Raw genomic sequence first — 21,060 nt, 5'->3', positions numbered from 1 at the left:
CTCTCCCATTCGTCTCAGGGGGTGGGGACGGGGGTGTGCAGGGCGTCGACGACCTCCTGGCGGCGCAGGCGCGTCTGCTTGGGCATGTTCCAGCCCAGCACCCCGGTCACCGCGCCCTCGCTGGAGTACCGGGCGACGAACCGGCGGGCCGCCACTTCGCCTTCGACGACCTCCACGTCGGCGTCCACGGGCAGCAGCCCGTGGACCTGGAGCTTCGCCTCGAACTGGTCGGTCCAGAAGTAGGGCACGGGCACGTACGGCCGGTCCTCGCCGAGAAGGACACCGGCGACGGCCGCGGCCTGCTCCGTGGCGTTCGTACGGTTCTCCAGACGCATCAGGCGGTCGTAGCTCTCATGGTGGAACCGGGCCACGTCACCGACCGCGTAGATCCCGTCCGCCGCACGGCAACGGGAGTCGCACACGACCCCGTTGTCCAGGGTCAGGCCGCTGTCCGACAGCCACTCGGTCGCGGGGGACGCACCGATGGCGACGACGACCACCTCCGCCGCGAGGGTCTCCCCGGTGCTCAGCTGCACCCCGGCGACCCGCCCGTCGCGGCCGCTCAGCCCCGCGACCCCGGCCCCCAACCGCAGTCGTACGCCGTGCTCCTGGTGGAGTTCCGCCAGCAGCCCGGCCACCATCGGGCCCACTTGCAGGGCCATCGGCGCGGACAGCGGACCGGTGAGGGTGACCTCCAGTCCGAGCGTGCGCGCGGTGGCCGCGATCTCCGACCCGAGCACGCCCTCGCCGACCACGACCAGCCGCGCGCCGGGGCGCAGCTCCGCCTTCAGGGCGAGTGCGTCGTCGAGTCCCCGGAGCACGTGAACACCCGCCAGGCCGTCCTGACCGGGCAGCGTTCGAGGCCGGACGCCGGTGGCGAGGACGACCGCGTCCGCGGACAGTTCCCGTCCGGACGCGGTGCGCACGGTCCGGGCCGCCGCGTCCAGCGCGATCGCCTCGTCGCCGAGTACGAAGTCGGCGTCGAGGCCGGAAAGGATCTCCTCCGTGCGCAACGTCGCCCACTGCGGTTCCCACGCGCCGGAGAGGACCTGCTTGGACAGGGGCGGCCGGTCGTACGGCGCGTGCGGCTCGTCGCCGATCACGGCGACCTCGCCGGTGTATCCCTTGCGTCGCAGCGACTCCACCGTGGTGAGTCCGGACGCCGACGCGCCCACCACCAGGATCCGTCCGGGGGCGGTCATGCGCTCACCCCGGCGGCCTGGACACCGTGCTCGATCCTCATGGCTGACTCCGATGTTGCTTCATACGTTCCCTCAAAATAGACCAGACGGTCTAAAGAATAAAGAGACAGGCGGATGTCATGCGAGATAGCGTCCGCCGTTGGTACTGAGGGTCTGTCCCGTGACGTATCCGGCTTCTTCGGAGGCCAGATACGCGACCGCGTAGGCGACGTCCTCGGGCCGGCCGGCCCGCTTCATCGGCATCGTCAGCGCGACCGCGTCCACGTCGATCGGCCCTTGGCGCACCAGGGGGGTGTCGATGAAGCCCGGGGGCACGTGGTTGACGGTGATGCCCTTGTCCGCGAACTCGATGGCCAGCGCCCGGGTGAGGCCGATGACCCCGCCCTTGGAGGCCGCATAGTGGGCCATGGCCGGCGCACCGGTCTGCGCGGACGAGGACGAGATGTTGACGATGCGCCCCCAGCCCGCCTCCAGCATGTCGGGCACCAGCTCCTTGGTGACCAGGAACGGCCCCTTGAGATTGATGCCGATCATGCGGTCCCAGGCATCCTCGGCGATGCTGGTGAACGGCTGGTAAGCGGTGATCCCCGCGTTGTTGACGAGGATCGTGACGGGGCCCAGCTCAGCCCGGGTCCGGGCCGCCGCCGAGGCCACGGCAGTGGCCTCGGCCGCATCCCCGCCTACGGCGATCGCCGTTCCACCCGCCTCCTGGATCGCGGTGACGGTCTTCTCGGCCCCACCGAGATCCAGATCCCACACCGCGACCTTCGCACCCTGCGCCGCCAGTACCGTCGCGACCGCCTGGCCGATACCCCGGGCGCCGCCGGTGACGACGGCGACCTTTCCCTGCAATGACATACCCCTGCTCCTCGCTCGTGTGACACCGCGCGACAGGCCTCCGACAGACCCCGCCGCTCGGCCGGCCATGCACCCCGTGCATGCGTCCGGCGCCCCATGGAGCACCGCCCCCCGTCAGTCGGGGAGGGCCTCCCGTGCGGCGTTCCGGGCCGCCGTCGCGGCCGGGAAACCCGCGTAACCACTGGCGTGGTAGATGACTTCGGCGATCTCGTCCCGGGTCAGACCGTTGGTGACGCCGATCCGGAAGTGGGTCCGCAGTTCGGTCTCCGCGCCCAGCGCGATGAGGATTCCCAGGGTGACCAGGCTGCGGTCACGCGGACCGAGCCCCTCACGCGCCCACAGGGATCCCCACACACTGGTCAGGCCGATCTCGACCAGTTCCTCACCGAGGCGCCCGTCCCGCAGGTCGATGTCCCCGTCCGGGAACACACCGGGCAGTGCGTCTCGCATGGCCTTGAGCCCGGCAGCGCGCAGGCCGGTCGGCTCTTCGGCGTTCTTGGCCGTCATGGGCGACTCCTGTTGGCACGACACTGTGTCCTCCCCGCGCTCCGAAAGTTAGTCCAATCGGTCGGTATAATCAACGACCAGGACAGGAATCACCTGTCGCCAGGCCGCGGAGGAGTTCGCGGCAGACATTCAGAGGGTCGACCACCGCCCGCAGGCATCTCCCCACGGCACGGCCATTGATCGAGTCAGGGCCCTGCTCTACTCTCACCTCAATATTCGATCGATCGGTCGACATATAAAACTCGGGCTCACGCGGGCGGAGCAGCCCCCTGTGCACTGTGGAGGGCAGATGAGCAAGACGACGAAGACGGCGGCCGCGGCACCCGGAGGTCAGGCCGATCCGGCCGACCTGCTGGACGTCGTGGTCATCGGCGCGGGTGTCACCGGCATCTACCAGCTGTACCGGGCTCGCGAGGCGGGTCTCTCGGCGAGGCTGTGGGAGGCCGGCAGCGGCGTCGGCGGTGTGTGGTACTGGAACCGCTATCCCGAGGCGCGCTTCGACTCCGAGAGCTACACCTACGGCTACCTCTTCTCCAAGGAGCTGTGGGAGGAGTGGGAGTGGTCGGAGCAGTACGCCGGGCAGCCGGAGATCGAGCGGTACTTCAACCACGTGGTCGACCGGTTCGACCTGCGGCGTGACATCGCCGTCAACACCAAGGTGACCTCGGCCGTCTTCGACGAGCCGTCCGGCACCTGGACGGTGACGGCCGAGAACGGCACCACGGTCCGGACGCGCTTCCTCGTCGCGGCCACCGGAAACCTCTCGGTCCCCTTCATCCCCGGCATCGCGGGCCGGGAGGACTTCAGGGGCGAGCAGCACCACACCAGTCGCTGGCCCAAGAAGCCGATCGACTTCACCGGCAAGCGGGTGGCGCTCGTCGGGACCGGCTCCAGCGGCGTCCAGATCGTGCCGGCCATCGCCGACGAGGTGGCCTCCCTGACCGTCTTCCAGATGAAGGCGGACTGGGTCACGCCCCTCAACAACAGGCCGATCACGGCCGAGGAGCAGGCCGGGCTCAAGGCGGACTACGAGCGGATCCGGGACACCCTCGACACCTCTCCCAGCGGGTTCCTGCACACCATGAATCCGGTCATGGGCGCGGACGTCAGCCCCGAGGAGCGCCAGGAGTTCTACGAGAAGGTCTGGAACAGCCCCGGCTTCACGAAGTTGACCGAGCACTACCGCGACATGACGTTCAATCCCACGGTGAACGCCGAGTGGTGCGACTTCATGGCCGGCAAGATCCGCGGCATCGTGAAGGACCCCGCGACGGCGGAGAAGCTCATCCCCACCGACGGCGGCTACGGCGCCCGGCGCCCGCCGTTCGGCACCGGCTACTTCGAGGCGTACAACAAGCCGGCCGTCTCGCTCGTCTCCCTGCCCGAGGAGCCCATCGTCCGGTTCACCGAGACGGGCATCGAGACCTCGGCGGGCCTGCGTGAGTTCGACATCGTCATCTGGGGCACGGGCTACGACTTCGGTACCGGCGCGCTCAACCGCCTGGGGGTGCGCGGACGCCAGGGTCTGGCGCTGGAGGAGCACTGGGCGAACGGCCCGCGTACCTATCTCGGGATCGCCGCGGCCGGGTTCCCCAACTTCTTCTTCCCCGGCGGCCCGCACGGCGCACTCGGCAACAACCCGCGCTACGCCGGCGACCAGGTGGACTTCGCGCACGAGGCGCTGCTGCACGCGTACAAGCAGGGCTACAACGTGATCGAGGTCAAGGCCGCCGCGGAGCAGGAGTGGACCGACCTCATGAACAACAGCGACAACATGTCGATCTTCCAGAAGGCCAGCTACTTCTACGGGGCCAACATCCCGGGCAAGGCGGTCAGCCAGCTGCTGAACCCCACCGGGCGGTGGAAGCTCCAGGAGCTGATCCAGGAGGTCCGGGAGAACGAGTTCAACACCTTCGACCTGGCGAAGGCGGGCCTCGCGGCAGACGCGTGACACCCGCGCTCCCCCACGACCACGCCGGTGCCCCGGGAAACGGATCCTGGGGCACCGTCGTGCGCGTGCGTACGGCCACGCGGATCCGTCGGCCGGATCCCGCCGCTCACACCACGGCGCGCGCGGCAACGCGAAGGTCCCGCATCAGGCCGCCCGCGCGGCTTCGGAGAAGATGAACGCCCCGTACACGTCGCCCACGGTCTCGTCGGCCGGCCCTCCCAGGGGCGATCCCGGCAACGGGTACGGCCGCCACGGGACTGGCGCCCCGGCCATCAGGTCCGTCCACTCCTCCTCGGCCGCGAGCCCCACCTCGACGACGTCCCGCCGGTGATCGCGGGCCCGCACGAGGGCACCGGTGATGAAGTCCACCTGATCGCCGGGATGACGAGGGTTGTCGGGTGCGCAGTGCGGGCCACCGGGGAAGAAGAAGTTCGGGAAGCCCGCGGTCATGACACCGAGATAGCTCCGCGGGCCGTCCGCCCAGTAGCCCGCCAGCCTGAGTCCGTCCCGGCCCCGCACCCCGAGCCGCTTCAGCGTGCCGCCGCTGAACGCGTCGTCCCCGGCCACGATGAGACCTCCCGCGCACACACCGCTGTCGCTGAACGCGGACGAGCGGTTCTCCGGGACGTGCGAGGCGGACGGCTCCTGGCGGGCGACCCGGTGCGCCCGCCCGACGTCCCGGCCTTTGCGGTGTCCGGCCCCGGCCTGCTGCCGGCCGCCCGTACAGAGACGGCCGGGCGCCGGGAGGGCTCCGGTGGCGGCGACCAGGAAGCGTGCCCGGTACTCGACGGCGTCGCCGGTCAGCACCGACCAGGTCCCGGTCGGGTCGTCGTAGACCGCCGACCCCACCGTGACGCCCAACCGGATGTGCGGGCGCAGGTCCTGACGGTCGACCAGATGGTTGAGATAGCCCTCGATGACCGGTTGTCCGGCGCCTTCCTCGGGCCGCTCCCAAGCGGCTCCCAGCTCTGCCGAGAAGAGGTGTCCGCGGACACTGCTCTCCGCCTCGAAGCGCGCCTCGAAGGAGTTGTTCCAGTACCAGATCCCGCCGACCCCCAGGCCGGCCTCGAGCAGCACCGCGGAGAAGCCCTCGGCCCGGGCACGGTAGAGCTGGTAGAGGCCCGTGGTGCCGGCCCCCACGATCAGCACGTCGGCCTCGGTTCGCCAGTCCACTCAACATCCCTCCTCGTGCTGAGCGGTCGCCCACCGCTGAGCAGGACACAAGAGGTTAGACCGATCGGTCGGTGAATTAAATCCCCGTCACACTATCGGCGCGCGCAGAGGTAGGCAACGCCCGGAACAGGAGACGGCCCCCCGCGTCACGCCTTGGCGGAGGAACGCGGAATCGGTACGGGGGCGGCGGTCTCCCGTTTCGCGAGGAAGTCGCTCACACGGTCCTCGATGTCGTCGAACCGGCGGCCGGGGCCGGCGAATCCCGAGAAGAGCGTCGCGCAGTACTCCCGGGACAGACGCCGAGCGTCCCACTCGCCACCCGTCCTGATCCACTGGTAGGTGTGGTTGTGCATGTTCAGGAACTGCAGGGTGGCCAGCCTGGGATCGGCCTTGCGGAACGATCCGTCCTCCATCGCGGCGACGAGCAACCGCTGGACGACATCCTCGAATTCGCGGCGCTGGCTCAGCAGGCGGGTGCGGTTGGCCCCGCGCAGGTTCCGGTAGTCGTGTTCGTAGACCCGGACATGGTCCAGCCGGGCCAGGATGTTCTCCAGGAGGGTCTGGGACAGCAGCCGAAGCTGTAGCACCGGATCCTCGTCCAGGGCGGCGATCCGGTGCACGCCGGCGAGCATGGGGCGCATCACCCGGTCCTGGATCTCGACAAGCAGATGCTCCTTCGAGCCGATGTAGTAATAGAGCGCGCCCCTGGCCAGCCCCGCGGCATCGCCCACCTCCGCGATACCGGTGGCGGCGTACCCTTTCTCGGCGAACAGCGCGGCCGCCTTGTCGATGATCTCCTGACGCTTGATCTCGTAACCCGGTCCGTGCCCTGGTGGTCTTGCCATGATTCAGCATTCTAGGGACTGCGATCAGCAAGCCGCGGGACGGGTCGGGCGAGAAAGGGTTTTGGATCACTCGGTCCATTGCGGTTCAGATCGCGGCGATACGGCGCAGGGTCTCGGCGATCGTGTCCCGTGAGGGCAGCCACGCACGCTCCAGGGAGGGCGCGTACGGGGCGGGTACCGGGGGCGGCGCCACGCGCGTGACCGGTGCGTCCAGGTGCCAGAAACCCTCGTCGACGGCGAGCGCGGACAGCTCGGCGCCGACCCCGAAGTCCCGGACCGCCTCGTGGGCGATCACCAGACGGTTCGTCTTCGCCAGGGAGGCGAGCACGGTCTCGCGGTCGAGCGGTGCCACCGTACGCAGGTCGACGACCTCGACGCTGACGCCTTCCGCGCTCAGCAGCTCGGCAGCGGCGAGACAGTCCTGCACCATACGGGACCAGGAGACGAGCGTGATGTCAGTGCCCTCGCGCACCACCTTCGCCCGGCCCAGCGGGATCAGGTGATCGGCCGGCGGCCGTGGCCCCTTGAGGCCGTACTGCAGCCGGTTCTCGACGAAGACGACCGGATTGGGGTCCTGGATCGCGGCCCTCAACAGCCCGTATGTGTCAGCGGGGTTGGAAGGCATCACCACGGTCAGTCCGGGGATGTGCGCGAGCAGCGCCTCCAGGCTCTGCGAGTGCTGGCTGCCCGAGGAGCGGCCGGCGCCGAACTGGGTGCGGACGACGAGCGGCATGGACGCACGGCCGCCGGTCATGAAGCGCAGCTTCGCCGCCTGGTTGAGCAGCATGTCGAGGCAGACACCGATGAAGTCCATGTACATGATCTCCACGACGGGCTTCATCCCGGCCATGGCGGCACCCACCGCCGCACCGAGGATCGCGCTCTCGCTGATCGGGGTGTCGCGCACCCTGCCCGGGAACGCCTGCGCCAGGCCGCGGGTGAGCCCGAAGACGTTGCCGCCGGCGCCGACGTCGATCCCGGCCACGAACACCGAGGGGTCCGCGGCGAGTTCGTGCTCCAGGGCGAGCCGTACGGCGTCCATCGAACGGAAGATCTCGGCCTCGTCCGGGAGCGGGGCCGGTTCGGGTACGGCGGTACGCGGAGCGGTGACGAAGTCGTGGAGGGTCTCCGGGGCGGGCTCGGGCAGGCTCCTCGCCCACTCCACCGCCGCGTCGATCTCCTTGTCGATCTCCTCGTCCACCGCGTCGGCCCGGGACGCGTCCACCCCGGCCGCCGCCAGATGCCGGCGTGCCACGAGCAGGGGGTCGCGTTCCTTGGCCGCGGTGACCTCCTCCGGGCTGCGGTAGCGCTGCGGGTCACCCTCGTAGTGGCCGTGCCAGCGGTAGGTCTCCGCCTCCACCAGGACCGGACCCCCGCCCTGCCGGATCCGCTCCACCACGTCGGTCATGATCCCGGTCACCGCCAGGACGTCGTTGCCGTCGACGTGTGCGTAGCCGATCCCGTATCCGGCGGCACGGGCGGAGAGCGGCGCCCGGTGCTGCTCGGCGGCGGGCGAGAACTCCGAGTAGTGGTTGTTCTCGCACAGGAAGACGACCGGCAGGTCCCATACGGCGGCGAGGTTGACCGCCTCGTGGAACATGCCCTGCGCGACCGCGCCGTCCCCGAAGAACGCCACCACCACGTCCCCCGCGTCGCGCAGCTTGGCGGCGGTGGCCACTCCGGTGGCGATGGGCAGGCCCGCGCCGACGATGCCGTTGGCGCCGTAGATGCCGAGACCCGGGTCGGCGATGTGCATGGAGCCGCCGCGGCCGTGGCAGGTGCCCGCCTCCTTGCCCATCAGCTCGGCCATCATCGACGCCGTGTCCAGCCCCTTGGCCAGCACGTGTCCGTGGCCCCGGTGGGTGGAGGTGATGCCGTCGGTGTCGCGAAGGGGCCAGCAGGCGCCGACCGCGCTGGCCTCCTGCCCGATCGACAGATGCAGGAAGCCGGGGATCTCCGTGGCCTTGTACAGGTCCGACGCCCGCTGCTCGAACCGGCGGATGCGGCTCATCCGCCGGTACATCTCAAGGAGTTGTTCCGCGTGCGTGGATCTCACTGCGGTCATCTGCGGTGCCACGGTCATGGTGTGTCCTCACTACTCCTGCGTCCCCTTGTGGAGCTGGTGTCCGGCCCCGCGCCACGGGCCGGAGCCACCCGGATCTCACGCCCGCTCGACCAGTGCCCTGGCGATGACGTTGCGCTGGATCTCGTTGGTGCCCTCGCCGATCTCGAGGATCTTGGCGTCGGCGTAGAAGCGGGAGATCTCCGACTCCCGCATGTAGCCGTAGCCGCCGTGGATCTGCACCGCCTGGGAGGCCGCGCGGTTGGCGACCTCGGAGGCGTACAGCTTCGCCATCGCCGCCTCCGTGGCGTGCGGACGCCCCTGGTCGGCGAGCCAGGCGGCGCGGTAGACCATGCAACGGGCCGCCTCGAACTCCGTGCCCAGATCCGCGATCTTGTGGGCCACGGCCTGGAAGGCGGCCAGCGGACGCCCGAACTGCTCGCGCTCCTTGGCGTGCTGGAGCGCGAGCGCGAGCGCCGCCTTCGCCAGTGACATGCCCAGCGCCGCCACGCTGATCCGGCCCTTGTCCAGGACGGACAGGAACTGGCGCAGTCCCCCGCCTTCCTCGCCGATGAGATGGTCCTCGGGGATGAAGCAGTCGGTGAAGACGAGTTCCCGGGTGTCCATGGCGTGCCAGCCGAGCTTCTTCAGCTTGCGGCCGACGGTGTAGCCGGGCGTGTCCGTCGGCACGTAGAAGGTCGCGAACCGCTTGCGTCCTCCGTCGTCGCGTCCGGTCACCGCGAGCAGGGTCACGCCCTGGCTGATGTCCGTACCGGCGTTGGTGATGAACATCTTGGTGCCGTTGATCACCCAGCCCCCGTCCACGCGGCGGGCGGTGGTGGCGATGCCGGCCGCGTCGGAGCCGGCCTCGGGCTCGGTCAGGCCGAACGCTCCGATGGCCTCGCCCCGGGCCAGCGGAGCCAGCCAGCGGTGCTTCTGCTCCTCCGTGCCGTAGGCGAGCAGCGGCAGCGTGGCGATCGTGGAGTGCGCGTTCCAGGAGGAGGCCACGGACTGGTCGGCGGCGCCCAGCTCCTCCATCACCGCCACATAGGACACCAGGTCCGATCCGGCGCCGTCGTACTCCTCGGGCACCAGCATGCCCATCAGTCCGAGCGAGCCGAGCTTGGTGAAGATATGGGTCGGGAACTCCTCGTTCTCGGACCACTCGGCGGCGTGCGGCGTGATCTCGCGGGCCGCGAACTCGCGGACCATCTCCTGCAGCGCGCGCGTCTCTTCCGGCAGGTCGAAATCCATGTCACAGCCCCTTGGGAGTCAGCAGAACCTTGAGATGCCGGGCCCGGTCCACAGTCAGGTCGCTGAAGACCCCGATGCCCTGTGCCAGCGAGAACCGACCGGTGAGCAGGGGTGAGGCGTCCAGGCGCCCGGTGCTCATCAGGTCGATGACGCGGGGGATGTCGAAGTTGTAGCCGAGCGTGCCCAGCACGGCCCGCTCGTAGAAGACCAGTTGCCCCATGTCGATCTCGACGTTGCCGTGTCCGACCCCCGCCAGGACGACCCGGCCGCCGCGCCGGACGGTGGCGACCGCCTGTCCCGCGAGCGCCGCCACGCCGGTCGCGTCGATCACCGCGTCCGGGCCGACACGGCCGGTGCGCAGGAAGACCTCCCGGCGTACGTCCGTCTCGTTCGGGTCGAACGCCTCCGTGACACCGATCTCCAGGAGCTTGTCCCGGCGCTCCTTCAGCGGCTCGCTCACGTACAGCCCGGCGGCTCCCGCGAGTCGGGCGGCGAGCACGACCGCGAAGCCGATCGGTCCGCCGCCGACCACCAGCACGTTGTCACCGGGTCCTACTTCCGCCCGGGTCACCGCGTGCAGTCCGACGGCCAGTGGTTCGGCGAGCGCGGCCATCTCGTCGGTGACGTTGCCGGGCAGGCGGACCAGCCCGGCGAGCGGCACGGTGACGCGTTCGGCGAACGCGCCGGCGGAGGCGAGTCCCACGGAACCGCTCCTGGGGCAGATGTGGTACTCGCCGCGCACGCACCAGTAGCAAGTGCCGCATCGCCAGACGGGATCGGCGGTCACGCGGTCGCCGACCTCGATGCCGGGCACCTCGGAGCCCAGCGCGAGGACGGTTCCGCTGAACTCGTGCCCCAGCGCCAGGGGCGGCTCCGCTCCGGTGAGGGGGTGCGGGCCGGTGCGGATCATGTGCGGGCCTTCGAGGAACTCGTGCAGATCGGTGCCGCACACCCCGCACCAGGAGACCTCCACGACCGCCTCGTGCGGCCTCGGCCGGGATGGGTCGGGGACCTCTTCCAGCCGCAGGTCCCGTGCACCGTGCCAGCGCAGTGCCTTCACGCCCTGCCTCCCTCCGTGTCGTCGTGGTCCGGCCCGGGGCCTGCGAACGTCGCCTTTCCCGGTCCGTGTTCGAGGAAGGAGCGAAGTCCGGTGGCCGCGTCGGCGGTGCCGAAGACTCCGGTGAACAGGGACCGCTCCAGGGCGAGTCCGGTGGACACGCCGGCGTCGGCGCCGTGGTCCACCGCCTCCTTGATCGCTTCCAGAGCCGCGGCGGGCCCCTCCGCGAGCCGCTTCGCGTAGCCGAGGGCGGCGGCGAGCACCTCGTCGGCCGGGACCACCTCGTCCACCAGGCCGATCCGCAGCGCCTCCTCGGCGCCCACCCGGCGACCGGTCATCAGCAGGTTCTTGGCCCGTGCCGGGCCGAGCAGGCGCGTCAGCCGCTGGGTGCCGCCGGATCCCGGCATGATGCCGAGCTGCACCTCCGGCTGACCGAGCAGGGCGTCCCGGGCCGCGACGCGGTAGTCGGCGCACAGCGCCAGTTCGAGGCCGCCGCCGAGCGCGTAGCCGGTGATCGCCGCGACGACCGGCATCGGCAGCCGGGCGACCTCGTCGAAGGTCCGTTGCAGGGCCCGGTTCCAGCTTCGTATCTCCTCGGGCCCCATCGCCGCCAGCGCCTGGATGTCGGCACCGGCCGCGAACAGCCGCTCACCGCCGTAGAGCACCACGGCCCGTACGTCGCGGGAGTCGGCCAGCTCACGGGCCACCGCCGCCAGCTCGCGCCGTTGTTCGGAGTCGAAGGCGTTCATCGGTGGATTCGTCAGCCGGAGGACCACGACCGGTCCGTCGGCCTCCCATCGAATACGTGGCACAGAGACCCTCCTGCTCGGCCGAAAACGCTCCGCGCGGCGGTTGTAGGTGGCAGCGGAGCGCCGTAAAGTGCGGCTACGGTTTTATAGACCAATGAGTACACGAAAACATTGTAGTGGGCAACTGACCGGTCGGGACAATGCCGGTCGCCGAACGGGAGAGTCGCCGTGCACAATTTCGCGAGCATCCTCGACTACCACTTGGCCCAGCGGCCCGATGCCGTGACCGTCGTCCAGGACGAACGGCACCTGACCGTGCGCGAGCTGCACGAACGGGTCAACCAGCTGGCCGCGGGCCTGTCCGAACTCGGCGTGGGCCGGGGTGACATCGTGGGGCTGCTGCTGTACAACCGGCCGGAGTTCCTGGAGCTGGTGTATGCCGTCAACCGGATCGGGGCGGTTTTCCTGCCGCTGAACTACCGGCTGTCCGAAGACGAATGGCAGTACATCCTCGACCACGCCCGTGCCAAGGTGATCGTGACCGAGCCGGAGTTCGTCCCGGCCGTGGCCCGGATCGACCCGGGGCTGAGCCACCTGGAGCACCGGATCCAGCTCGACGCCGATCCCACCGCGCCGCCGTGGACGGGTTACGAGGAGCTGCTGGCCCGCCACAAGGGCGCCCGAGTGGAGCCGGTGGACGTGGCCCCGGGTGACCTGCAGCGTCTGATGTACACCTCCGGCACCACCTCACGGCCCAAAGGCGTGTGTCTCACCTACGGGAACGTGCAGGCCAAGAACCTCGCCCACATCGTGCACTTCGGGCTGACCGCGGCGGACACCACGCTGGTCTGCGGACCGCTCTACCACGTCGGAGGGCTGGACATGCCCGCTCTCGGAGTGCTGTACGCGGGCGGCAAGGTCGTCCTGCAGCGCAGGTTCGACCCCGAGGGCGTGCTGCGCGCGATCCAAGAACACCAGGTCACCAACGTCTGGTTGGCGCCGGCCATGGTCAACGCCGTCCTGGAGGTCCCGGACCGCGAGACCTACGACACCGCGTCCGTACGTTTCGTCCTGGGCGGCGGCGAGAAGACCCCCGAGCCGGTGCTGCGGCGGATCACGACCGCCTTCCCCAACGCCTGGTTCGCCGACGCCTACGGCCTGACCGAGACCGTCTCCGGCGACACCTTCCTGGACCGTGCGCACTCCCTGGCCAAACTCGGATCCGTCGGCCGCCCCGTGCCCCACACCCGGGTCCGCATCGTCGGCGACTCCGGCGAGGAAGCCCCCACGGGCCAGCTCGGCGAGATCACCCTGCGCGGCCCGAAGGTCTTCGCCGGCTACTGGCGCGACGAGCGGGCCACCGCCGCCGCCCTGAAGGACGGCTGGTTCCACACCGGCGACATCGGGCACGTCGACGAGGACGGCTTCCTCTATATAGACGACCGGAAGAAAGACATGATCGTCTCCGGCGGGGAGAACATCGCCACGCCAGAGGTCGAGCGGGTCCTGTACGAACACCCCGCCGTCCTGGAAGCCGCCGTGGTCGGCCTCACCCACCCCCGCTGGGGTGAGGTCCCCCGCGCCTTCGTCGTCTTCCGGCCGGGTACCACGGCCGGGCCGGAGGAACTGGGCGAGTTCTGCCGGGCCCGCCTGGCCAAGTTCAAGGTGCCCACCCGCTTCGACGTCGTCGACGCGCTTCCCCGTACCCCCTCCGGCAAAGTCCTCAAGCGGACCCTGCGCGACATCCCCACGGAGGAGCAGGCATGACCGACGTGAACACCCGACTGCGCCTGGACGGCAGGACCGTATGGGTCACCGGTGCCGGAAAGGGCCTCGGCCGCGCCATGGCGGTGGCTCTCCACCAGGCAGGGGCGACGCTGGCCGTCACGGCACGCACGGCCGCCGATCTGGAGCAACTCTCCGACGAACTGTCGGCCCAGGGCGGCAAGGTGCTGGCCGTGCCCGCTTCCGTCTCCGACTCGGCCGCCGTGCGGACGGCCGTCGACCGCGTCACCGAGTGGGCGGGCCGCCTCGACGTCGTGGTCAACTGCGCAGGCATCAGTCCGCACTTCACCCGCAGCGAGTACGTCACCGACGAGGACTGGCAGCGGGTCGTCGACGTGAACCTGGCGGGCACCTTCTACTGCTGCCGCGAAGCCGGGAAGGTGATGCTGGAGCAGGGCTCCGGGTCGATCGTCAACGTCTCGTCGGTGCACGCCGGCACCGGTTTCGAACGGATCGCCGCGTACGCCGCGAGCAAGGGCGGCGTCGAGGCGCTCACCAGGGCGCTCGCCGTCGAGTGGGCCGAGCGCGGAGTGCGCGTCAACACCCTGGCGCCCGGCTACTTCCGCACGGATCTCAGCTCCGGCCTGCTCGACAGCCGCTGGGGCGAACGGATCGTCCGCGGAACTCCGCTGGGCCGGGTCGGTGAAGCCGACGAGCTGGGCGGCGCCGCGGTCTTCCTCGCCTCGGACGCCTCCCGCTTCATGACCGGCACCACGGTCACGGTCGACGGAGGCTGGACGGCCTGGTGACGGCCGCAGCACAGCGCCGCGCACGGCCGACCGACCGCATTTCCTGACCAAACCATTGATTGTACCGACCGTTGGGTCTATTTTACGGGCACGGCTCGGCACCCCGCGCCGCAGATGCCGCACCATCACCCTGCGCCGCCGCTCTTCCGGGCCCACCGCATCGACCGACACGGTCGGTCAGGGCGGCGACAAGAGCCGAGCCGCTCCCCTCTTACGGGCGGCGGTCACTCGGAACGACACCATCCACAGGGACCGATCCCGCTCCCAGCGTCCCCCACGCCGCCCGGAACTGAGCCGCTCCCTGGACCTCCGCTCACCCACGGAAGGCCCTTCCATGTCCCAGACACAGATCACACCACCCGAGACGTCGGAGAGATCCCGCTCGACCCCGCGCAACGTGGTCATCGTCGTCGCCCTGATGTGGGCCGTGCAGCTGGTGTCCCTCGTGGCCGCGCTGTCGGGCGTCACCCAGGCCGCGGTCGCGATCCACTTCCAGACCACCCAGATCGCCTGGTTCACCCTGCTGACCCTGCTGAGCGGGACCTTCTTCCTCCCCTTCGTGGTCAAGGGAGCGGCCCTGTTCGGCAAGAAGCGTGCCCTGGTCGTCGCCACCGCGCTGGGCCTCGTCGGAGACCTCGTCGCAGCCGTCGCCACCGACTACCGCACGCTCCTGATCGGGCGCGGCATCGCGGGCATCTACGTGGCGGCCACCCCGATCTGCTACGCCATCACCCGTGACGTCTTCCCCCGCCGTTGGGTCGGGCTGGCCAACGGGATCATGGCCGGCGGTGTGGGTCTCGTCGCCTTCGGCGGACCCTTCCTGTCCGGCTGGCTGCTCGACAACCACGGTTTCCGCGGCGTTCTGTGGTTCATGGCGATCAGCACGGCCGTGAGCCTGCTCCTGGTGACGTTCCTCGTCCCGGAGAGCCCCGTCCGCGAGCGCGGCGGCCGGATGGACTGGGCCGGCGGAATCCTCCTCGGCGGCGGCGTCACCCTCCTCGTCTACGCCGTCGGCGAGGGCTCGGACTGGGGCTGGGGCAGCGGCAGGTTCATCGGGTTCGTCGTGGGTGCGGCGGTCGTGCTGATCGCCTTCCTGCTGGTCGAACGCCGGGTCACCGAGCCGCTGTTCCCGCTGGCCATGACCCGGCGCCGCACCGTGTGGACGGCACTGCTCGCCACCTCCGTGGCGGCCGGTTCGCTCAGCGCCGTCGGTGTGGTGATCCAGCTGCTGGTGCTGATGCCGAACATCCCCCATGTCTCCGACGGCCTCGGCTGGTCGGGAACGCACAACGCCATCGTCACCAGCCCGATCAGCGTCATGATCATCGTGGGTGCCGTGGGGACGGGCACGCTCGCCCGTCGCACGGACAGCCGGATCCTGCTGGCCGTCGGTGCCGCGCTGGCCGTCCTCGGCTACGGCATCGGCACGCAGTACCACCACACCGCCGCCGAGATCATCTCCTGGGGTGTGATCGCGGGACTCGGTACCGGCATCGTCGTAGCCGTCGTCCCCATCATGATCATCGAAGTGGTCAGCCCCGAGGAGCAGGCTCTGGCCAACGGCGCGCAGAACCTCGCTCAGGGCGTGGCGCAGATCATCGTCTCCCAGCTGGCCTATGTGGTGATGACACAGCACGGAATGGTCCTGAAGGGCACTCAGTTCTACCTCGACAAGGGGTTCACCAACGGGATGTGGCTGGTCGTCGGCTGCTGCGCCCTCGGCGGACTGTGTGTCGCCCTGATCCCGAAGGCCGAGCGTCTCCAGGACGCGGAGGTCGGCCAGGCCGCTTGATCACGTCCCCCGGCGTGACCGTCGGAGCGCTCGTCCCAGGACCATGAGGCCGGCACGAGCGGAGGACCTCGACCGTACCGTGGCCCGAACGGGCCCCCGCACCGCCCCTCGCGGCGCGGGGGCCCGTACCCGTGCCGGCCGGGTACGCCATGCCGGCCACCGGCGTCCGATGCGGAGCCGTCCTGCCCGGGAGGTTCCGTTCCGCTCAGCGGACATCCGCCGCCGGGGCCGCCGTACCGGCGATGACACTGCCTTGAGCACCCGTTCCAGGACCGGCTTCCTGTGGGGCACGGCACTTCGGCGTCCGGTTTCCCCGGGACCGGGGCTCCGCGTCCGCCGGCCGATCGTTCCGAAGGAGAGACGATGTCCGAGGACCTTGCGGGAAAGGTCGCCTTCATCACGGGAGTCGCCCGGGGGCAGGGGCGCGCCCACGCGGTACGGCTCGCCCGCGAGGGATGCGACATCATCGGAGTCGACATCTGCGCGGACATCCCGACGATGACGTATCCGAACGCGACGGAGGACGATCTCGCCGAAACGGTTCGGCTGGTCGAGGAGGAGAAGCGCCGCATCGTCGCCCGCAAGTGCGACGTACGGGATTTCACGGCCCTGCAAGCCGCTTTCGACGAGGGGTACACGAAGTTCGGCCGGCTGGACATCGTCATCGCCAATGCCGGCATCATCCGGCTCGGGGACGAGTCCAAGGACGTCCTCGCGGACTGGAACGACGTGATCGACGTCAACCTCACCGGCGTGTTCCACACCGTGCGGGTCGCCCTTCCGGCACTGCGCGCCGGCGGTCGCGGGGGCTCGATCGTCATCACCAGTTCGTCGGCCGGGCTCAAGGGCACGCCCTCCCTCAACACCAGCGGCATCGCCTACACCGCCGCGAAACGGGGTCTCGTCGGTCTGATGCAGAACCTCGCCGGTGCGCTCGCCCCGGAGTGGATCCGGGTCAACACCATCCATCCCACCGGGGTGCTCAGTGGCATGACCCAGAACGAGGCCATGGAAAGGCTGATGGCGCAGGCCTCCGACGGCGACGACAACCTCATCTCGGGTATGCAGAACGCCCTGCCGATCGAGATTCTCCAGCCCGAGGACGTGGCCGGCGCCGTGGCCTACCTCGTCTCGGAACAGGCACGGTTCATCACCGGCATCCAATGGCCGCTGGACGCCGGGTTCAGCATCCGCTGACACCGGCGTCGGCACTCGTCCTCATCCACGTCGGTTCCCCGCACCCAAGGATTCCCGCATGGAGACTCCACCGTATTTCCAGGCCTTTCCCGACTTCGCCGTCGAGCGTTCGAAGAGCGGCGTGCTGACCCTGCGGTTGCACGGCGACGGCGGGCCCGCCCCGCTGAGCGCCCGGCTGCACCGTGACTTCCCCCGTGTCCTCAGGGAGATCGCCGACGACCGGGAGAACCGGGTCCTGGTGCTCACGGGCACCGGGGACCGCTTCATGACCGACATGGACCCGAACGACGACCGCCAGGCCTTCAAACCGCTGCACTGGGACGACATCTACTGGGAGGGCCGCCAGGTACTGCGGGTACTGGTCGACCTCCCGATGCCGATCGTCTCGGCGATCAACGGGCCCGCGACCATCCATTCGGAATGGGTCCTGCTGGGCGACCTCACGATCGCTTCGGACACCGCGTATTTCCAGGACTTCCCGCACCTCGCGGGCGAGGTGGTGCCCGGTGACGGAGTCCACGTCGTCTGGGAGGAGATCCTCGGCATCAACCGCGCACGTTACGCGGCACTGACCCAGCAGGTCATCCAGGCCGAAGAAGCACTCCGGCTGGGCATGGTCAATGAGGTCCTCCCGCCCGCCGAAGTCCTCCCCCGGGCGCTGGAGCTGGCCGAAGGACTGGCCGCCAGGCCGCCGTTGCTGCTGAGGCTCACACCCCTCGCCCTGCGCCAGCGACTCGCCCGCCGTCTGGACGAGGGCACGACTCTGGGGCTGGCGCTGGAGGGCCTGACGCTGGCCGACAAGCCGTACCAGCACTGAGACGGAGCGGACGAGGTTGCTGGTCCCGCCCGTAGGGGCCGGACCAGCAACCCGGTGCGAGTGCCCGCAGCGCTACCGCCAGGCGGGACCAGAGCCCCGACTACCAGGTGACCGGCAGCTCCTTGATGCCGAAGGCGAGCGCGTCGGCCGGCCGGAAGGCGAGTTCGTCGGGATCGACCGCGAGGCGCAGGGTCGGGACGCGGCGGTAGAGGGTGCCGTAGACGACCTGGAGCTCGATCCGGGCGAGCTGCTGGCCGAGGCACTGGTGGACGCCCCAGCCGAAGGCATGGTGATGGCTCGCCTTCCGGTCCAGGTCGAGCTTCTCCGGCTCGGGGAACGCCGTCGGATCCCAGTTCCCGGCGGGCAGCGGCACGACGATGCCGTCGCCCGCCTCGATCCGCACGCCCTCGAAGTCGAAGTCCTCCTTGGCGATCCGCCGCTGCCCGAACTGGGCGACGGTCAGATAGCGCAGGATCTCCTCGACCGCGCCCGCGACGGCCTTCGTGTCGTCGATCGCGCGCAACCGGGCCAGCTGCTCGGGGTTTTCGAGCAGCAGGGCGGTGCCCAGCGTGATCATGTTGGCGCTGGTCTCGTGCCCGGCGATCAGCAGGATCATCGAGAGCAGGGTCGCCTCGGGAAGGGTGAGTTCGCCCCCGTTGATCCGCGCGGCGAAGTCCGAGAGCACGTCCTCGCCGGGCGTCTCCATCTTCGTCTGCAGCAACGCCGCCAGGTATCCGCCGAGCGCCTCGTTCGCCCGCCGGTCGTCCTCCGCGGTCTTGTCGCTGCGGGTGGCGAAGGAGGCATGCTCCTGGAAGAAGTCATGGTCCTCGTACGGCACTCCGAGCAGCGCGCAGATCATCAGCGACGGCAGCGGCAGGGACAGCGCGGTCACCAGGTCCACCGGCTTGGGCCCGGCCAGCATCTTGTCGATCAGCTCGTCGGTGAACCGCTGGATGTCCCACCGGAGCGCCTCCATCCGCGGGCGGGTGAACGGCCGGGTCATCATGCGGCGGATGCGGCTGTGGTCCTCGCCGTCCGCGTTGAAGATGGTCAGCGGATAGTGCTGGACGTTCTCCGCCATCGCCCGGTTGGGGAGCGGGAATCCGGGCTGTTTGTCGTCCGAGCTCACCCGCGGGTCGGAGAGTATCGCGCGCTGGGCGGCATGGCCCGTGACGAGCCAGGGCGTGCTGCCGTCCCAGATCCGTCCGCGGGTCACGGGAGCCTTCTCGTTCAGGGCGCGCAGTCCGGGCGGCGGGGCGAACGGGCACTTGCCGTCCCGGTCGTCCTGGTAGTCGTAGATCTGTTCGTCGAGGGCGGGTTCGATGTCGGCCTCGGCCATGGTCTTTCCTCCAGGTGGGAGTGGGGGGACGGGGGAAAATCAGGGCGGGACGGCGACTGCTCCGCCAGTCGGACGGCCGGCACGTGGGCACACACCTCGGACTCGGCGTCGAACCGAGGGGACCGGAGGCGCGGCAACGGCGCGACGGCCGGGCAGTCAGCCCTGCAACGCCTCGCGAGCGGCGGTACGGGCGGCCACCGCGCGCGGGAAACCGGTGTAACCGCTGGAGTGGTAGACGACCTCCGCGATCTCGTCCCGGGTCAGTCCGTTGGTCAGCGCGACGCGGACGTGGGTCTTCAGCTCGCTCTCCGCGCCGAGGGCGATGAGGATGCCCAGGGTGACCAGGCTCCGATCACGCGGGGTCAGTCCCTCGCGAGCCCACAGTGCCGCCCAGACACTCGTGAGGCCGATGTCGACGAGGTCTTCGCCGATGCGCCCGTCGCGCAGGTCGATATCCCCTTCGGGGAAGACACCGGGCAGGGCCGCTCGCATGGCCTTCCAGCCCGCGGCCCTGAGATCGGCGGTTCCCTCGACGCCCTTGTCGGTCATGACTCGCTCCCGTTGCGCTGCTTCGCATCCTCCGAGCGAAAATTAGAATAGCCGGTCGATACAATAAACGTCGCGTGGATGACACAACGGATCCGCCCAGCCCAGCGCGGTCCCGCCCGGCCGGTGTCGATCGGTCCCGTCTCTCCCGGTCAGTGGGACGGCACCGGCGGCGGGCACACCGGAGCGCCTACCGTCGCGCATGTGGAGAAACCGGGGCCCTGGCCGCCCTGGACTGACCAGTGCGAAGGGGAGGGTCAGATGGGAGTTCACTCGCTCGGGTACCTGAGGCTCGAGTCCAACGACATCGGGAAGTGGAAGGCTTTCGGAGCCGATTTCCTCGGGCTCATGCCGGTCGAGGGCGGCGATGCCGAGTCGCTGTCCTTCCGGATGGACGACTACCCGGCTCGGATCGTGGTCTCCCCGGGCGCCCAGCCCGGCATGACGGCGATCGGCTTCGAGGTCCTGGACGAGCGGGAGCTCGAACGCCTGGTCGCGGACGTCGAGAAGGCCGGGATCAAGGTGACGCCCGGCACCGAGGCCGAGGCGGCGGACCGGAAGGTCACCGGCTTCGTCAAGTTCAACGACCCGGGCGGCAACCCGGTCGAGCTCTTCTACGGCACCGTTCTCGACCATGTGCCCGTGCACACCCCCCTGATGTCGAAGTTCGTCACCGGGGACATGGGGTTCGGGCACGCGATCGTCTCTGCCGAGGACGCGCGGACCACCTTCGAGTTCTATGTGAACGTGCTCGGTTTCATCGAGCGGAACACGATGCGCTCGCCGGGCGGCACGACCTGGTTCATGGGCTGCAATCCCCGGCACCACACCCTCGGCGTCACTCCGATGCCGGGTCCTGGGCGGCTGCTGCACTTCATGGTCGAGGCGGCGACGCTGGACGACGTCGGACGCGCCCTGGACCGGGCCGGCAAGTACGAGGTGCCGATGATGCACAGCCTCGGCAAGCACACCAACGACCACATGGTGTCGTTCTACGTGTGGTCACCGGAGAACTACGCCGTCGAGTTCGGCTGGAACGGTCTGAAGGTGCCGGAGCCGGTCCCCGTGTACGAGATCACCGACGGTGCCTTCTGGGGGCACCACTTCACGCCGCCGCCGCAGCCGGCCGGCTGAGCGACCGTGAAACGCGCGAGCCCCACGGCCTCGGGCCGTGGGG

Annotated in this window: 18 protein-coding genes; 7 read left to right on the top strand and 11 right to left on the bottom strand. The window is 69.8% G+C overall.

Annotated features, from left to right (window positions below):
• Window positions 1–14: 14 nt before the first annotated feature.
• The 3 genes from ACFWXC_RS44930 to ACFWXC_RS44920 form a co-directional block, all read right to left on the bottom strand.
• Window positions 15–1,202, bottom strand: a complete 1,188-nt coding sequence (locus ACFWXC_RS44930) for an NAD(P)/FAD-dependent oxidoreductase (RefSeq protein ID WP_384488632.1) — start codon at window positions 1,200–1,202, stop codon at window positions 15–17.
• Window positions 1,203–1,319: 117 nt separating this feature from the next.
• A complete protein-coding gene (locus tag ACFWXC_RS44925) occupies window positions 1,320–2,060 on the bottom strand; it encodes an SDR family NAD(P)-dependent oxidoreductase (RefSeq protein WP_384488630.1) in 741 nt (246 codons plus the stop codon).
• Between the two features lie 114 nt (window positions 2,061–2,174).
• On the bottom strand, window positions 2,175–2,567 hold the full coding sequence (locus tag ACFWXC_RS44920; RefSeq protein WP_384488628.1) for a carboxymuconolactone decarboxylase family protein: 393 nt from the start codon (window positions 2,565–2,567) through the stop codon (window positions 2,175–2,177).
• 289 nt (window positions 2,568–2,856) lie between these two features.
• Between ACFWXC_RS44920 and ACFWXC_RS44915 the strand changes: the two genes are divergently transcribed.
• On the top strand, window positions 2,857–4,518 hold the full coding sequence (locus ACFWXC_RS44915; RefSeq protein WP_384488626.1) for a flavin-containing monooxygenase: 1,662 nt from the start codon (window positions 2,857–2,859) through the stop codon (window positions 4,516–4,518).
• A 144-nt stretch (window positions 4,519–4,662) separates the two neighbouring features.
• Here ACFWXC_RS44915 and ACFWXC_RS44910 read toward each other — a convergent pair whose 3' ends face one another.
• The 6 genes from ACFWXC_RS44910 to ACFWXC_RS44885 form a co-directional block, all read right to left on the bottom strand.
• Window positions 4,663–5,691, bottom strand: a complete 1,029-nt coding sequence (locus tag ACFWXC_RS44910) for a hypothetical protein (RefSeq protein WP_384488625.1) — start codon at window positions 5,689–5,691, stop codon at window positions 4,663–4,665.
• A gap of 146 nt (window positions 5,692–5,837) precedes the next feature.
• The gene (locus ACFWXC_RS44905; RefSeq protein WP_384488623.1) at window positions 5,838–6,536 is read right to left on the bottom strand and encodes a TetR/AcrR family transcriptional regulator; all 699 of its coding nucleotides are present in this window, start codon (window positions 6,534–6,536) and stop codon (window positions 5,838–5,840) included.
• Between the two features lie 85 nt (window positions 6,537–6,621).
• On the bottom strand, window positions 6,622–8,619 hold the full coding sequence (locus ACFWXC_RS44900) for a pyruvate dehydrogenase complex E1 component subunit beta (RefSeq protein ID WP_384488621.1): 1,998 nt from the start codon (window positions 8,617–8,619) through the stop codon (window positions 6,622–6,624).
• Window positions 8,620–8,697: 78 nt separating this feature from the next.
• Complete coding sequence (locus ACFWXC_RS44895) at window positions 8,698–9,852, bottom strand: acyl-CoA dehydrogenase family protein (RefSeq protein WP_384488619.1); 1,155 nt, start codon at window positions 9,850–9,852, stop codon at window positions 8,698–8,700.
• Window position 9,853: 1 nt separating this feature from the next.
• Window positions 9,854–10,912, bottom strand: coding sequence for an alcohol dehydrogenase catalytic domain-containing protein (locus ACFWXC_RS44890; protein ID WP_384488617.1), 1,059 nt, complete (start codon window positions 10,910–10,912; stop codon window positions 9,854–9,856).
• Window positions 10,909–11,721, bottom strand: a complete 813-nt coding sequence (locus ACFWXC_RS44885) for an enoyl-CoA hydratase/isomerase family protein (protein WP_384488615.1) — start codon at window positions 11,719–11,721, stop codon at window positions 10,909–10,911. Before ACFWXC_RS44885 ends, ACFWXC_RS44890 begins: the two co-directional genes overlap by 4 nt.
• A gap of 165 nt (window positions 11,722–11,886) precedes the next feature.
• On the opposite strand from ACFWXC_RS44885, the gene ACFWXC_RS44880 reads away from it, so the two are divergent.
• From ACFWXC_RS44880 to ACFWXC_RS44860, 5 genes are all read left to right on the top strand, one after another.
• Window positions 11,887–13,425: a long-chain fatty acid--CoA ligase gene (locus ACFWXC_RS44880; protein WP_384488613.1), complete on the top strand. Its 1,539-nt coding sequence runs from the start codon at window positions 11,887–11,889 to the stop codon at window positions 13,423–13,425.
• Window positions 13,422–14,192 carry an SDR family NAD(P)-dependent oxidoreductase gene (locus ACFWXC_RS44875; RefSeq protein ID WP_384488611.1) on the top strand — a complete coding sequence of 257 codons (771 nt, stop codon included), beginning with the start codon at window positions 13,422–13,424 and terminating at the stop codon, window positions 14,190–14,192. The genes ACFWXC_RS44880 and ACFWXC_RS44875 overlap by 4 nt, the downstream gene beginning before the upstream one ends.
• Window positions 14,193–14,526: 334 nt before the next feature.
• Entirely contained in the window at window positions 14,527–15,984 is a 1,458-nt protein-coding gene (locus ACFWXC_RS44870) for an MFS transporter (protein WP_384488609.1), read from the top strand.
• Window positions 15,985–16,347: 363 nt separating this feature from the next.
• The gene (locus tag ACFWXC_RS44865) at window positions 16,348–17,181 is read left to right on the top strand and encodes a mycofactocin-coupled SDR family oxidoreductase (protein ID WP_384488607.1); all 834 of its coding nucleotides are present in this window, start codon (window positions 16,348–16,350) and stop codon (window positions 17,179–17,181) included.
• 58 nt (window positions 17,182–17,239) lie between these two features.
• Complete coding sequence (locus tag ACFWXC_RS44860; protein ID WP_384488606.1) at window positions 17,240–17,998, top strand: enoyl-CoA hydratase/isomerase family protein; 759 nt, start codon at window positions 17,240–17,242, stop codon at window positions 17,996–17,998.
• Between the two features lie 100 nt (window positions 17,999–18,098).
• Here the strand turns inward: ACFWXC_RS44860 and ACFWXC_RS44855 are convergent, their stop codons facing one another.
• On the bottom strand, window positions 18,099–19,337 hold the full coding sequence (locus tag ACFWXC_RS44855; protein WP_384488604.1) for a cytochrome P450: 1,239 nt from the start codon (window positions 19,335–19,337) through the stop codon (window positions 18,099–18,101).
• A gap of 156 nt (window positions 19,338–19,493) precedes the next feature.
• Window positions 19,494–19,886: a carboxymuconolactone decarboxylase family protein gene (locus ACFWXC_RS44850; RefSeq protein ID WP_384488602.1), complete on the bottom strand. Its 393-nt coding sequence runs from the start codon at window positions 19,884–19,886 to the stop codon at window positions 19,494–19,496.
• A gap of 258 nt (window positions 19,887–20,144) precedes the next feature.
• On the opposite strand from ACFWXC_RS44850, the gene ACFWXC_RS44845 reads away from it, so the two are divergent.
• The gene (locus ACFWXC_RS44845; RefSeq protein ID WP_384488600.1) at window positions 20,145–21,017 is read left to right on the top strand and encodes a VOC family protein; all 873 of its coding nucleotides are present in this window, start codon (window positions 20,145–20,147) and stop codon (window positions 21,015–21,017) included.
• Window positions 21,018–21,060 lie beyond the last annotated feature (43 nt).

This window comes from Streptomyces sp. NPDC058683, assembly GCF_042716195.1.
Taxonomy (GTDB): Bacteria; Actinomycetota; Actinomycetes; order Streptomycetales; family Streptomycetaceae; genus Streptomyces.
Note: the sequence above shows the minus strand (reverse complement) of the source record. Positions and strands in the feature narration are given on the sequence as shown.